Source organism: Candidatus Pelagibacter sp., assembly GCF_052048095.1.
Lineage (GTDB): Bacteria > Pseudomonadota > Alphaproteobacteria > Pelagibacterales > Pelagibacteraceae > Pelagibacter.
Window position 1 is genome coordinate 538,941 of sequence record NZ_JBNAKG010000001.1, and the last position, 13,039, is coordinate 551,979.

Annotated in this window: 13 protein-coding genes and 1 riboswitch; of the genes, 12 read left to right on the forward strand and 1 reads right to left on the reverse strand. The window is 28.6% G+C overall.

Annotated elements, in window-relative coordinates:
* The first annotated feature begins 16 nt into the window (after positions 1 to 16).
* Positions 17 to 105: riboswitch (glycine riboswitch) on the forward strand.
* A gap of 76 nt (positions 106 to 181) precedes the next feature.
* From gcvT to ACTT9P_RS02870, 7 genes are read left to right on the forward strand one after another with little or no spacing between them, the layout of a single operon-like run.
* The gene (gene gcvT, locus ACTT9P_RS02840; RefSeq protein WP_440909182.1) at positions 182 to 1,285 is read left to right on the forward strand and encodes a glycine cleavage system aminomethyltransferase GcvT; all 1,104 of its coding nucleotides are present in this window, start codon (positions 182 to 184) and stop codon (positions 1,283 to 1,285) included.
* The gene (gcvH, locus tag ACTT9P_RS02845) at positions 1,285 to 1,662 is read left to right on the forward strand and encodes a glycine cleavage system protein GcvH (RefSeq protein ID WP_440909183.1); all 378 of its coding nucleotides are present in this window, start codon (positions 1,285 to 1,287) and stop codon (positions 1,660 to 1,662) included. The genes gcvT and gcvH overlap by 1 nt, the downstream gene beginning before the upstream one ends.
* Positions 1,663 to 1,664: 2 nt before the next feature.
* Positions 1,665 to 4,535 (forward strand): aminomethyl-transferring glycine dehydrogenase, encoded by a 2,871-nt coding sequence (gene gcvP, locus ACTT9P_RS02850; protein WP_440909184.1) that lies wholly within the window; start codon positions 1,665 to 1,667, stop codon positions 4,533 to 4,535.
* Between the two features lie 6 nt (positions 4,536 to 4,541).
* The gene (locus ACTT9P_RS02855) at positions 4,542 to 5,789 is read left to right on the forward strand and encodes an NAD(P)/FAD-dependent oxidoreductase (RefSeq protein WP_440909185.1); all 1,248 of its coding nucleotides are present in this window, start codon (positions 4,542 to 4,544) and stop codon (positions 5,787 to 5,789) included.
* Positions 5,782 to 6,546 carry a DUF1365 domain-containing protein gene (locus tag ACTT9P_RS02860; protein ID WP_440909186.1) on the forward strand — a complete coding sequence of 255 codons (765 nt, stop codon included), beginning with the start codon at positions 5,782 to 5,784 and terminating at the stop codon, positions 6,544 to 6,546. The genes ACTT9P_RS02855 and ACTT9P_RS02860 overlap by 8 nt, the downstream gene beginning before the upstream one ends.
* The gene (locus tag ACTT9P_RS02865; RefSeq protein WP_440909187.1) at positions 6,546 to 7,724 is read left to right on the forward strand and encodes a class I SAM-dependent methyltransferase; all 1,179 of its coding nucleotides are present in this window, start codon (positions 6,546 to 6,548) and stop codon (positions 7,722 to 7,724) included. The genes ACTT9P_RS02860 and ACTT9P_RS02865 overlap by 1 nt, the downstream gene beginning before the upstream one ends.
* A gap of 16 nt (positions 7,725 to 7,740) precedes the next feature.
* Positions 7,741 to 8,280, forward strand: a complete 540-nt coding sequence (locus ACTT9P_RS02870) for a DUF3833 domain-containing protein (RefSeq protein WP_440909188.1) — start codon at positions 7,741 to 7,743, stop codon at positions 8,278 to 8,280.
* On the opposite strand, the gene ACTT9P_RS02875 is transcribed toward ACTT9P_RS02870, so the two are convergent.
* Positions 8,281 to 9,039: an SDR family NAD(P)-dependent oxidoreductase gene (locus tag ACTT9P_RS02875; protein WP_440909189.1), complete on the reverse strand. Its 759-nt coding sequence runs from the start codon at positions 9,037 to 9,039 to the stop codon at positions 8,281 to 8,283.
* Positions 9,040 to 9,063: 24 nt separating this feature from the next.
* Between ACTT9P_RS02875 and ACTT9P_RS02880 the strand changes: the two genes are divergently transcribed.
* From ACTT9P_RS02880 to ACTT9P_RS02900, 5 genes are all read left to right on the forward strand, one after another.
* Entirely contained in the window at positions 9,064 to 9,531 is a 468-nt protein-coding gene (locus tag ACTT9P_RS02880; RefSeq protein WP_440909190.1) for a TspO/MBR family protein, read from the forward strand.
* Between the two features lie 2 nt (positions 9,532 to 9,533).
* The gene (locus ACTT9P_RS02885) at positions 9,534 to 10,637 is read left to right on the forward strand and encodes an NAD(P)/FAD-dependent oxidoreductase (protein WP_440909191.1); all 1,104 of its coding nucleotides are present in this window, start codon (positions 9,534 to 9,536) and stop codon (positions 10,635 to 10,637) included.
* A gap of 5 nt (positions 10,638 to 10,642) precedes the next feature.
* Positions 10,643 to 11,086: a tetratricopeptide repeat protein gene (locus ACTT9P_RS02890; protein ID WP_440909192.1), complete on the forward strand. Its 444-nt coding sequence runs from the start codon at positions 10,643 to 10,645 to the stop codon at positions 11,084 to 11,086.
* Positions 11,087 to 11,698: a 2OG-Fe(II) oxygenase gene (locus ACTT9P_RS02895; protein ID WP_440909193.1), complete on the forward strand. Its 612-nt coding sequence runs from the start codon at positions 11,087 to 11,089 to the stop codon at positions 11,696 to 11,698.
* A 104-nt stretch (positions 11,699 to 11,802) separates the two neighbouring features.
* Positions 11,803 to 13,038: a hypothetical protein gene (locus ACTT9P_RS02900; RefSeq protein WP_440909194.1), complete on the forward strand. Its 1,236-nt coding sequence runs from the start codon at positions 11,803 to 11,805 to the stop codon at positions 13,036 to 13,038.
* Position 13,039: the final 1 nt, after the last annotated feature.

A 13,039-nucleotide genomic window follows, 5' to 3' on the forward strand; every position in this document is an offset into this window, starting at 1 on the left:
TTTCATAATAAGTGATTATTAATTAACGGGAGAGACTACTTTATTTGTAGCGCCGAAGGAGCAACTGCCCAGGAATCTCTCAGGCAAAAGGACCGTTACGTATTAACTCTGGAAAGAGATTAAATTCTCGCCGAAGGAGCAAAACTCTCAGGCAAATATACAGATGGGTAAAAGAGTTAATATGACAAAAAACAAAACTGCATTATTTGATCTTCACCAAGCAAACAAAGCAAAATTTGTTGAATTTGCAGGTTATGAAATGCCTATTCAATATGAAAAAGGAATAGTTGAAGAACATAAAATCACCAGGTCTGCTGCTGGAATATTTGATGTTTCACACATGGGTCAACTATTTATTTATGGTGATAATAAATTAACAGAAGATTTAGAAAAAATTTTTCCATTAAATTTGAAAGAGTTAAAAGTTTTTAAGTCAAAGTATAGTTTCCTTATGAATGATCAGGCAGGAATACACGATGATTTGATAATTACAAAATTAGAAGATGGTTATTTAATAATTTTAAATGCAGCATGTAAAGATGATGACTTCAAAATAATTAAAGAATTATTAGGGGAAAATTATAAATATGAATTAAAAGATGATAGGTCGCTAATTGCCATACAAGGGCCTAACGCCGTTCAAATTCTCAACGATATAATTCCAGAAGTAAACAAATTAAATTTTATGTCTGGGGGTTGGTTTAATTATTTAGAAAATAAAATATTTGTCACTAGATCTGGATATACTGGAGAGGATGGTTTTGAGATTTCCGTTCCAAATAGTTTGGCAGAAGAGTTTACAAAAAAATTAATGGGCAAAGGTGCTGAATTAATTGGTTTAGGAGCGAGAGATACTTTGAGACTAGAAGCTGGTTTGTGTTTGTATGGACATGAATTAAATACAAAACTTACACCTATAGAAGCTAATCTTAACTGGGCTATCTCAAAATCAAGATTAGATGATATGAATTTTATTGGTTCAGTAATGATAAAAGAACAGTTATCCCAGGGAACAAAACAACTGAGAGTTGGAATACAGCCTGAAGGGAGAATTATAGCTAGAGAAAAAACAAAGATTTTTAATGATAAAAATCAAATTATTGGTGAAATTACGAGTGGAACATTTGGACCCAGTGTTAATGGACCAATAGCTATGGGATATATAGATAGTGAATATTCGAATAAAAATTCTAAAATTTTTCTCAAGATTAGAGGAAAAAAACACCCAGCAAATATCAGTGGATTACCATTTTATAAAAAAAGCTATGTGAAAGGAGCAGCCTAATGAGTGAAGTAAAATTTTCAAAAGAACATGAATGGATTAAAGTAGAAGGGGATACAGCTACGATTGGAATTACAAAGCATGCTACTGAAATGTTAGGGGATATTGTATTTGCTGAGCTACCAGACAAAGGTTCAAATGTAGAAAAAGATGGAACTGCAGGTGTAGTCGAGTCAACCAAAGCTGCTAGCGATGTTTATACTCCAGTAAGTGGAGAAGTGGTTGATACTAATCAAACTATTGTAGATGATCCTGCAAAGATTAACGAGGACCCAGAAGGTGCAGCTTGGTTTTTTAAGTTGAAATTAAAAGACCCTTCAGAAATGGACTCTTTAATGAGCAAAGATGAGTATGAAAAATTTGCAAAGGAGAACTCATAATTATGTTACATAACTCTCAAAAAGATTTCTTAAAAAGACATATTGGACCTTCTAAAGAAGAACAAGTTAAGATGCTTGGAGAACTAAATTATAAATCTCTAGAGGATTTAATTAAAGATACGGTTCCAGCAAAAATACAATTGAAAGATGGTTTAAATATTGGAGAGTCAAATTCAGAGTATGAAGCTTTAAGAAAATTAAAGGCAATTTCTAAAAAAAATCAAATATACTCGAATTTTATTGGTATGGGTTATTACGGAACTTATACCCCATATGTTATTTTAAGAAATATTCTTGAGAATCCAGGATGGTATACTTCTTACACACCTTATCAGCCAGAAGTAGCCCAAGGAAGATTAGAAATGTTATTAAACTTTCAGCAAATGATTGTTGATTTCACTGGCATGGACATTGCAAATGCATCTTTACTTGATGAAGGAACAGCTGCTGCTGAAGCAATGGGATTAAGTCATAGATTAAATAAAAAAGATAGTAATTTAGTTTTTGTTTCAGAAAATTGTCATCCACAAACAATTGATGTAATTCAAACAAGGGCAGAACCAATGGGATTAAAAGTTCTTGTTGGTGATGAAGATAAAGTTTTGGGTCAATTAAAGGAGGATTTAGTTTGTGGAATTCTTCAATACCCTGGAACTTTAGGAGATATCAAAGATCCAAGTGAAGCTATTAGTAAAATTCATAAAAAAAATGGTAAAGCCGTACTAGTTTCAGACCTGTTAGCTTTAGCATTGCTTAAAAATCCAAGAGAATTAGGTGCTGATATTGCTGTTGGAAGTTCACAGAGATTCGGAATACCAATGGGTTATGGTGGACCACACGCAGCTTTCTTTGCAACTAAAGATGAATTTAAGAGATCTATGCCAGGAAGAATTATTGGTGTTTCAGTAGATAGACACGGTAACAAAGCTTATAGGTTATCTTTGCAAACTAGAGAGCAGCACATTAGAAGGGATAAAGCGACAAGTAACATTTGTACAGCTCAAGCTCTGTTAGCAATTGTTTCGGCAGCATATGCCATTTATCATGGTCCTGAAGGTATCAAAACGATAGCAGAAAGAGTTTCTCAATTAGCTAAAAATTTTGCTGATAAACTAAAACAATCTGGATATGAAATTTATTCAGATCATTTCTTTGATACAGTTACAATTATTACTAATGATAAAACTGAGCAGATTTATAAAAACGCATTAGATCAAAAGGTAAATATAAGAAAAGTAAATTCTGAAATGCTAGCAGTTTCTTTTGATGAAAAGAAAAATGTTTACAGAGTAAATCAGCTGTTAAAAATATTTAATGCAGCTGAATCTATCAAAAAGGAAGATCCAACAGTAAGTTTACCTAATTTACCAAAAAATTTATTGAGAACTTCAAAATATCTAGAACACCCTGTTTTCAATTCATATCATTCAGAAACTGAGATGCTTAGATATTTAAAAAAATTAGAGGACAAAGATATAGCGCTTAATAGAACTATGATTGCACTTGGCTCTTGTACTATGAAATTAAATGCTACTGCAGAAATGATTCCTATTTCATGGAGAGAATTAGCAGAACCTCATCCCTTTGTTCCGATCGAACAAATGGAAGGATACAGAGCATTATTCACTGATCTTAAAAATTGGCTAAGATCAATTACTGGTTTTTCTGGGGTATCACTTCAACCAAATGCAGGTGCCCAAGGAGAATATGCAGGACTAATGGTAATTAGAAAATATCATTTAGATAGAGATGAAGGAAACAGAAATATATGTCTAATACCAAGCTCAGCACATGGAACAAACCCAGCTAGTGCCCAGATGGTTGGAATGAAAGTTGTAGTTGTTGATTGTGACAAAGAAGGAAATGTTGATTTTGAAGATCTTAAGAAAAAAGCAGAAGCACATTCTGAAAACCTTGGAGCATTAATGGTTACATACCCTTCTACTCATGGTGTATTTGAGGAAAAAATTACAGATATATGTGAGTTAATCCACAAACACGGAGGTCAAGTATACATGGATGGTGCAAACTTAAATGCTCTTGTTGGAATAGCAAGACCAGGAAATTTTGGACCAGATGTTTGTCATATAAACTTACATAAAACATTTTGTATTCCACATGGTGGAGGAGGACCAGGTATGGGACCAATTGCTTGTAAAAGACATTTGCAAGTTTATTTACCTAATCATCCAGTTGTAAAAGATTGCGGACCAGCAACAGGTATAGGTGCTGTTTCTGCAGCCCCATGGGGAAGCTCAAGTATCTTATCAATATCTTGGATGTATATAAAGATGATGGGTTCTGAAGGTTTAAAATATGCTACAGAGGTAGCAATCCTTAACGCAAACTATATTGCAAACAGATTGAAAGATCATTATCCAATTTTATATAAAGGAGCTAATGGCAATGTAGCTCACGAATGTATTATTGATATTAGAAACATTAAATCAGATACCGGTATAACTGAGGAAGACATTGCAAAAAGATTAATTGATTACGGATTTCATGCTCCAACAATGTCATGGCCTGTTGCTGGAACAATGATGATTGAACCAACGGAAAGTGAAAGCCTCTCTGAGCTAGATAGATTTTGTGATACTCTAATCAGTATTAAAAAAGAAATAGACAAAATTAAATCAGGCGAATTTGATAAATTGGATAACCCAATTAAAAACTCACCACATACAGATATAGAACTAACAGCAGATAATTGGGAACATAAATATTCTAGAGAGGAAGCAGCTTACCCAGCTAAATTTTTGAAACAAAATAAATTTTGGCCACCAGTAGCTCGTGTAGATAATGTATATGGAGATAAAAATATTTTCTGTACATGCCCAAGTATGGATGAGTTCAAAGAAGACGCGGCATAATCATTAATGAAAATTGCTGTAATTGGATCAGGTGTTTCTGGTTTAAGTGCTGCTCATTATCTTTCAAAAAAACATAAAGTTGATTTATTTGAAAAAGAAGATCGATTTGGTGGTCACGCACATACTATAGATATTAATTTAAATGAAAAAAATAGAGTACCTATAGATGTAGGATTCATGGTCTTTAACAAGGTTACTTATCCAAATCTTATTTCTTTTTTTCAAGAGAATAATATTGCTATAGAAAATAGTGATATGTCTTTTTCAGTATCAGTGAGAGAAACAAAAATAGAATATTGTGGAAAAGGTATAAAAGGAATCTTTTCAAATTTAAGTAATTTATTTGATATTAAATTTTTTAAAATGTTTTTAGAGATAATTAGTTTTTATAAAAATTGTGAAAATCTTGATCCAAAAATATTAGATAAAAACATTACCCTTGGTGAATATTTGAAACAAATAAATATTTCTGAATATTTTATTAAATTTCATATCATACCTATGGTTTCAGCAATCTGGTCAATGCCACCTTATGAATCTTCGCAAATGCCAATGAGTTTCTTTTTAAGTTTTTTTAAAAATCATGGATTGTTTAAACTAAAAGATAGACCTCAATGGTATACCGTTTCAAATAGAAGCAAAACTTATGTAGATAAGATTTTAAACTCTTTAAGTGGTGAGCATTATAAGAATTATGAAATAAACAAAATAAAAAGAGACACCAATGATGTAAAAGTTTATTACGGATCTGATAATGAATTTTTTAATTATGATAAAGTAGTATTAGCTACACATGCTGATCAGGCATTGAAAATTTTAGATGAACCATCTTCAGATGAAAAAAATATATTGAGTAATTTTCAATATAAAAAAAATATCGCAATAATTCATTCCGATGAAAGAGCTATGCCTAAAAATAAAAAAGCTTGGTGTTCGTGGAATGCTTCAATGAACAAAGACAATTTTGATTTATCTTCAGTTACATATTGGATAAATCAATTACAAAATTTAAAAATAAGTGAAAATATTTTTTTAACTTTAAATCCAATATTTGAGATAGATAAAAATAAAATTTTTGAAACTATTGAGTTTACTCATCCTTACTATGATAAAAATGCTTTGAATTCACAATTAGATTTAGAAAAAATTCAAAATAAAAACAAAATCTTATTTTGTGGAAGTTATTTTGGTTACGGTTTTCATGAAGATGGAATAAAATCATCCATCGAAATGCTGAAAACCATTAATGACTAGTTCTTCAATTTATAATTGCACGGTAGTGCATAAAAGATTTATACCTAAAGAACATCATTTCAAATACGATGTATTCGCTCTATTTTTAGATCTTTCGGAGTTATCAAATATTGAAAAAAATATTCACTTATTTTCTTATAATAAATTTAATTTAATTAGTTTCCACGATAGGGACCATGGTCCAAGAGATGGCTCTTCAGTTATTGATTGGGTCAAAAAAAATTTAATAGAAAATAAAATTGATACAGAAAATATTAAGATAAAACTATTATGTTATCCAAGAATTTTTGGATATGTATTTAATCCTCTTAGCGTTTTTTATATTTATAATGCGGATGAAAAACTTATTTCAATTCTTTATGAAGTAAAAAATACGTTTGGTGAACAACATACTTACGTTTTTAAAATTGAAGGTGATGAAAATCTTCTTCAACATAATTGTGAAAAAAAATTCCATGTATCTCCTTTTATTGAGATGGAATGTAAATATTTTTTTAGAGTTTTAAAACCATCTGAGAAAATCTCAGTTATTATTGACCAATATAAAAAAAATGAAAAACTTTTATATGCATCTCAAGTTGGGAAAAAAACCGAACTAAATAATAAAGAATTATTCAAATCTTACATAAAAAATCCAATGATGACTTTTAAAATCATTATAGCGATACATTTTGAAGCCTTTAAATTATGGATGAAAGGAATTAAATTTATAAAGAAAAAATTAAGAATAAAAAATAATTTAACTTTTGAAAACTAATGATACTAAACCAAGCATCTGATAAAATTGTATTTAGTCTTTTAGATAAGATAAATTATGGCCACCTAGCTCTTGAAACACACGACAAAAAAAAATTTAATTTTGGTGATCCTGACAGTAAATTAAAAGCATCAATAAGAATTAAAGATCGATCATTTAATTTTAATTTGATTAAAAATGGAAGCATAGGATTTGCCGAAAGTTATATGAAAGATGAATTTGAAACAGATAATTTATCTGATTTAATCGAAATTACGGCTAGAAATATAAATGTTGTTCATAAATTTTCAGGAGTATTAGATTTTCCAATAATTAATTTTATAAAATCAAAAATTATAAAAAACACTAGAACAAGAAGTAAAGAAAACATTGCTAAACACTATGATCTAGGAAATGATTTTTTTTCACTATGGCTAGATGAAACTCTTACTTATTCTAGTGCAATTTTTGATGAAAAAAATTTAAACTTATCTGCAGCACAAAATAATAAATATCAAAAATTAATTGATCTAATCAAACCTAAAGAGGGTGATAAAGTTTTAGAAATAGGATGTGGCTGGGGTGGTTTTGCAGAGTATCTGGGCAAAAATTATGACGTCAAACTTGATTGTATAACCATTTCAAAAAAACAATATGAATATGCCAAAGAAAGAATTTATAAAAATGGGCTAAATGAAAAAGTCAATATCGAAATAAAAGATTATAGAGATTTAAATGATAAATATAATTCAATAACATCAATAGAAATGATTGAGGCTGTTGGTCAAAATTATTTACAAAGTTATTTTAATACCATAAAAAATAGTCTTAAAGATAACGGTACTGCAGCAATACAAGCAATTACAATAGATGATGAACTTTCTGATAGATATAAAAATAAGCAAGATTTTATTCAAAAATATATTTTTCCTGGAGGTTTTTTACCAGCAAAGAAAAATATCCATGAATATGCAAACGATAACAACTTATCATTTGAAAAAGTAAATTCTTATGCTGATCATTATTCAAAAACCTTAGCAATTTGGAGAGAAGATTTTAATGAAAAATGGGAAGAGATTAAAAAACAAGGTTTTGACTTAACCTTCAAAAGAATGTGGGAATTCTACTTATCTTATTGTGAAGCAGGCTTTAAATCAAAAAATATTGATTTAATTCAATTTTCTTTACAAAAAAAATAGTTATAACAATAATCCTATGCAAAAGTTAAATTCCATTCTACTATTAATTTGTGTATTCTTAGTAACAAATTGTTCATCTAAAAATGCTATGAAACCAGAAGATTTTAAAGATAAAACCCCACGATTAATAATCGAAAATTATTTATCAGGTAATGTTAAAGCTTGGGGAATTCTTCAAAATAGATCTGGAAAAGTTACAAGACAATTTTCTGCTGACTTAAATGGAAAATGGGATGGTAAACAATTAATTTTAGATGAAAAATTTAATTGGGATAATGGTGAAATTCAAAATAGACAATGGCAAATAACTAAGATTGATGAGCATAATTATGAGGGGACAGCAGGGGATGTTGTTGGAAAAGCAAAAGGCTATTCATATGGACCTGCATTTAAATTCGAATATGTATTGCTTGTACCAGTTAAAGGTAAAGATTTAAAAATCACGTTTGATGATTGGATTTTCATGCAAGATGAAAGAGTTGCAATTAATAGAGCGACAATGACTAAATTCGGTTTTAAAGTAGCCGAACTAACAGTGTTTTTTGTAAAAGATTAATTATTTTTTTTGATATTTTGTAAGTTTACCTATTAATCCAAGATAAATTCTATGTGGTAAAAAACTTAGAAACTTTAATATTAGAGTTAATTGTTTTGGAAAATGTATTTCAAAATCATTACCTTTTACTAAGCCATTAAATATTTTTTCCGCTGCAAATTCAGGCGTTCTTAAAAATGGCATCTTAAAATTATTTTTATCTGTCATTGGAGTTTTAATAAACCCTGGTGAAATTAAACAAACACGAACATTATCTCTTTTAAAATCGAAATATAAACTTTCAGCTAAATTATTTAAGGCAGATTTTGATGGACCATATCCAGTAGAATTTGGTAAACCTCTGTAACCAGCAATTGATGAAACAATGCCAATTGTTCCATTTTTTTTATTTCTAAAATGTTCCTCAACAGCTTTTATGCAATTTACTGTCCCAAAAAAATTTACTTTGAATACCTCTTCCATTTGTTCAACATCAATTTCCTTTTCTTTTTTTGGATTCCATGTACCAGTTGAAAAAAAACAAATTTCTATATTCTCATTTTCTTTTTGAATTCTTTCGAATACAGCTTTGCATTGATCTTTATCTGTTACGTCTAGTGCATAACCTTTTATATTTTCATTATTTGATGAAATTTCATTTAATAAGTTTTCTCTTCTAGCTGAAATAACAACATTCCACCCACTATCAGCAAATTTAATTGCCAAAGCTTTTCCTATACCAGTGCTACCACCTGTTATCCAAATTGTTTTTTTATTCATTGTATAAAGTTGTATAATATTAATATGTTAAAAAATAAATTATTAACTTTTATTTTATTTTTAATCGTTACTTTTTCAGCATCTTTTATTGGTGGAATCGTATCAATTTATTACAAAGATCCTTGGTATTCTCTTTTAACAAAACCATCATTTAATCCTCCAGATTGGATTTTTGCTCCAGTGTGGACAACACTCTATTTAATGATGACATTTTCAATTTGGATTTTTTGGCATAGTAAAAAAAAAGAAATCCAAACAGTTTACATTTATTTTATACATATAGTTGTAAATACAACTTGGACTATAGCTTTTTTTCTTCTGCATAATCTAGTTCTGGCAGCATTTATATTGGTTATATTAATAATCTTAATCGTTGTAATTATTTACAGATTTAAAAGTGTCAATTTGATCAGTGTATATTTAATGATTCCATATTTACTTTGGTGTTCATATGCCTTACTTTTAAATATTAGTTTAATCAGATTGAATTAAATATGGATGATGTTGTAATAGTTGGTGGTGGAATAATTGGAGCGGCTACTGCTTATTTTTTATCAAAAGAAGGTAGGAAAGTTAAAGTAATAGAAAGAGACCCAACTTATAAAACAGCATCTTTCCCTTTGTCTCTTGGAGGATTTAGAAGACAATTTTTTCAAAAAGAAAATATTTTATTAGGTAAGTTTGCTAGAGATTTTGTTTTCCAAATACCAGAACTATTAAAAACTGAGAAGAATCCCAATCCAACAGCAAGTATGGTTACAAATGGATATTTACTCATGTTTGGGAAAGATCATGCAGAAGAACAGTACAAAGCTTTAGAAAATCATAAAGCTTGTGATGCAGGCACTAAAAATATTAAAGGATCAGATTTATCTAATTATTTTCCTTATATGGTTAATGACGATATTGAAACTGCAACTTTTACAGATAATAAAAGCGAAGGTTGGATAGATCCTTTTTTGTTTCATAGCGCATTAAAAAGTAAAGCAATTGAATTAGGAGCTGAATTTATTAAGGGAGACGTTAAATCTCTTTCAGAGATAAAGGCTAAAACTATAGTTTCTGCTGCTGGCTGTTGGACTAAAGAATTACTTGAGGATATACCTGTTGAGCCACAAAAACACACTGTGTTTAGAGTAAAATGCCCTAAACACATTCCAGAAATGCCTTTGTGCGGGGATTTAACAACAGGAGTTTATTGGAGACCTGAGGGAAAAGAATATTTAGCAGGATCGCCAAAATCAGTTTTTGATGCAGATGATTTAGAGCCAGCATGGGATGATTTTGAAGAATATGTTTGGCCAGCTCTCGCAAAGAGAATGCCTGCTTTTGAAGAATTAAAATTGACTGGTGGATGGGCAGGTTATTATGATTGCAATCGACTGGATAATAATGCTGTCGTAGGGAAACACCCAAAGTTTGATAATGTTTATCTTGCTACAGGTTTTACTGGTAGAGGATTAATGCAAGCGCCTGGTATTGGAAGAGCACTAACAGAATTAATAACTACAGGCGCATATCAATCAATTGATATAAGCAACATGGCTGTTGAAAGAGTTTTAGGTAAAGAAGCTAGACATGAACCATATGTATTATAGATAATATGGAAAAGGAAAATTCTAGAATAAAAGAATATGAAGAAATAATTAAATTAATAGAAAAAAAAAATTATGCTAAAGCTGAGGAGATGTTAACTGATTTATTAATTGAAAAAAAAGACTTTTATATACATCAATTATTAGGAATAGTTTATTCCAATAAAAAAAATAATAAAAAAGCAATAGATCATTTTAATTTGTCTTTAAAGCTCAATTCAAAAAATCCTGGAGTATTATTTAACTTAGCTAAAGTCTATGAACAGGAATTAAAAATGCATGATGCAAATAAATATTATCTTGAAGCCTTATCTATCACTAAAGATACTCAACTGATTAAATCTTATTCTAAATTTTTATTTAAAATTGGAGAAGTGTCAAGAGGCATGTCTTTTCAGTATCAATATTTTGGAAATATAAGATTCGGTAAAACAAACTTAAAGATTAATTAATTGAAAAGAATAGATATCTCAAACGATATAAACTTTATAGGAAGTTGGAATATCAACGATGATGAACTTTGTAAAAATATTGTAAAAATTTTTGAGGAAAACACACTGCTTCATCAAAAAGGTCAAACTTCTTATGGTATTGATGAAAAAGTAAAAAAATCTACAGATATTGGTATTGACCCCATCGATTTAAACAAAAAAGAATTTAGTAATATTAGAATATATTTCAATAAATTATATGATTGTTACCAAGACTATAAAAAACAATGGCCATGTCTAAAAAAAAACTTAGAAACAGTTGATATTCCGACTTTTAATATTCAAAAATATGAAATTGGGGGACATTTTGCAAGAATGCATTGTGAGAGAGAGGGTGTTCCTTCCATGCATAGAGTGTTTGCCTGGATGACTTATTTAAATGATGTTGAAGATGGAGGTGAAACATTTTTTGAAAATTATAATCTTAAAATTAAACCTGAAATTGGAAAAACTTTAATTTGGCCAGCTGAATGGACTCATTCACATAGAGGTGAAGTTTTAAATAAGGGTTTAAAATACATTATAACAGGATGGATGCACTTCCCTTTTAATTTTAAAGTAAAAAGTGATTGAATAGATTTAACTAAAGATTGATTAAGTTAATAATGTATTGTGATGTAAACAGAAGATATAATAGATTTATCATAAAAAAAAATTATAATTAACAACACGAAAAAATGAATCTTAAACTATCTACGTTTAATATTGTTTTAAAATCTAAATTTTTTTTCGACTTTTGCTTAGCTCTTTTATTTTCACTTTTGATATTCTATTTATTTATTAAAAAGTTTGTTTACCCAACAATCATACCTATGGAAGCGAATGGTAAATTATTTTTTTTTGCTGATTGGTTGGCTATCGTGAGTGCAAATTATTGTGAAAGACAAGGTATAGACGTTTATTTGCAAAATCCATGTGATCCATGGGGCCGACCCCATGTTTATGGCCCAATATTACTCTCTTTACCTTTCATTGAAAATTTAAGTAAAATTTATTATTTCTATCTACCATTATTGTTTAATTTTTTTTTCATATTTGCATTAATCAGATTTTTTGACTTCAATAAAAAAATAAAAAATTTTTATTTATTATTTTTACTCTTTAGTATTCAAACTTTATTGGCTATTGAGAGAGCTAACATAGATGTTTTAATTTTTTTATTTGTTGTAATATTAGCTTTTTACAAAAATTTAATTTCTAATATTTTAATAATAATTATAGGTACGTTGTCAAAATTTTATCCTATATGCTTAACTATTATTTTTTTATTTGAAAATAAATTTTCAAAAATTGTTTCTAAGTTATTTATTACAAGTTTTATTATTTTTTTTATTTTGTTTTTTTATAAAGATAATCTAATTGAAATATATAACTATAGAGCTCTTTTTTCTTCTTACTCAGTTTACGGATTTGGTTTTGTTGCTGCTTTAAAAAACTTAACTCAAGTAGATAATTTGATTTATTTATTATTATTATGTTTACCAATTTTTTTCATTTTCAGAAAATATTATAATGAAATTATAGACAGCTCTATTTCTAAAGAATTTTTTAGCAGAGATGTATTTGAAAATAGACTTTATTTATTGTTTTCGGCTGTAATTTTATCATGTTATTTTATATTTTCAGGTTTTATTTATAGAGAAATTTTTTTTTTAGGATTGATACCTTTTATCGTAAAGAAATATGAGGCCACAAGTTCAAAAAATTTTTTTAGATTTTATTTTTACTTTTTGATTTTTAAATTTTTTATTTCATCAATTTTAGTTTATTTGAATCAAAATTATATTTTAGTAACTTTTCAAAAACAAATTACTTTTTCAAAGCACTTAATTGATTTTTATTTAATATTATTTGTGTTAATAGTTTTTTTTAATATTTTATTTTACAGATTACGTTTTTATTTTGTAAAATAAG

Coding starts and splice junctions, on each gene's coding strand:
- gcvT (WP_440909182.1), top strand. CDS start 182: ATGACAAAAAACAAAACTGCATTATTTGATCTTCACCAAGCAAACAAA.
- gcvH (WP_440909183.1), top strand. CDS start 1,285: ATGAGTGAAGTAAAATTTTCAAAAGAACATGAATGGATTAAAGTAGAA.
- gcvP (WP_440909184.1), top strand. CDS start 1,665: ATGTTACATAACTCTCAAAAAGATTTCTTAAAAAGACATATTGGACCT.
- ACTT9P_RS02855 (WP_440909185.1), top strand. CDS start 4,542: ATGAAAATTGCTGTAATTGGATCAGGTGTTTCTGGTTTAAGTGCTGCT.
- ACTT9P_RS02860 (WP_440909186.1), top strand. CDS start 5,782: ATGACTAGTTCTTCAATTTATAATTGCACGGTAGTGCATAAAAGATTT.
- ACTT9P_RS02865 (WP_440909187.1), top strand. CDS start 6,546: ATGATACTAAACCAAGCATCTGATAAAATTGTATTTAGTCTTTTAGAT.
- ACTT9P_RS02870 (WP_440909188.1), top strand. CDS start 7,741: ATGCAAAAGTTAAATTCCATTCTACTATTAATTTGTGTATTCTTAGTA.
- ACTT9P_RS02875 (WP_440909189.1), bottom strand. CDS start 9,039: ATGAATAAAAAAACAATTTGGATAACAGGTGGTAGCACTGGTATAGGA.
- ACTT9P_RS02880 (WP_440909190.1), top strand. CDS start 9,064: ATGTTAAAAAATAAATTATTAACTTTTATTTTATTTTTAATCGTTACT.
- ACTT9P_RS02885 (WP_440909191.1), top strand. CDS start 9,534: ATGGATGATGTTGTAATAGTTGGTGGTGGAATAATTGGAGCGGCTACT.
- ACTT9P_RS02890 (WP_440909192.1), top strand. CDS start 10,643: ATGGAAAAGGAAAATTCTAGAATAAAAGAATATGAAGAAATAATTAAA.
- ACTT9P_RS02900 (WP_440909194.1), top strand. CDS start 11,803: ATGAATCTTAAACTATCTACGTTTAATATTGTTTTAAAATCTAAATTT.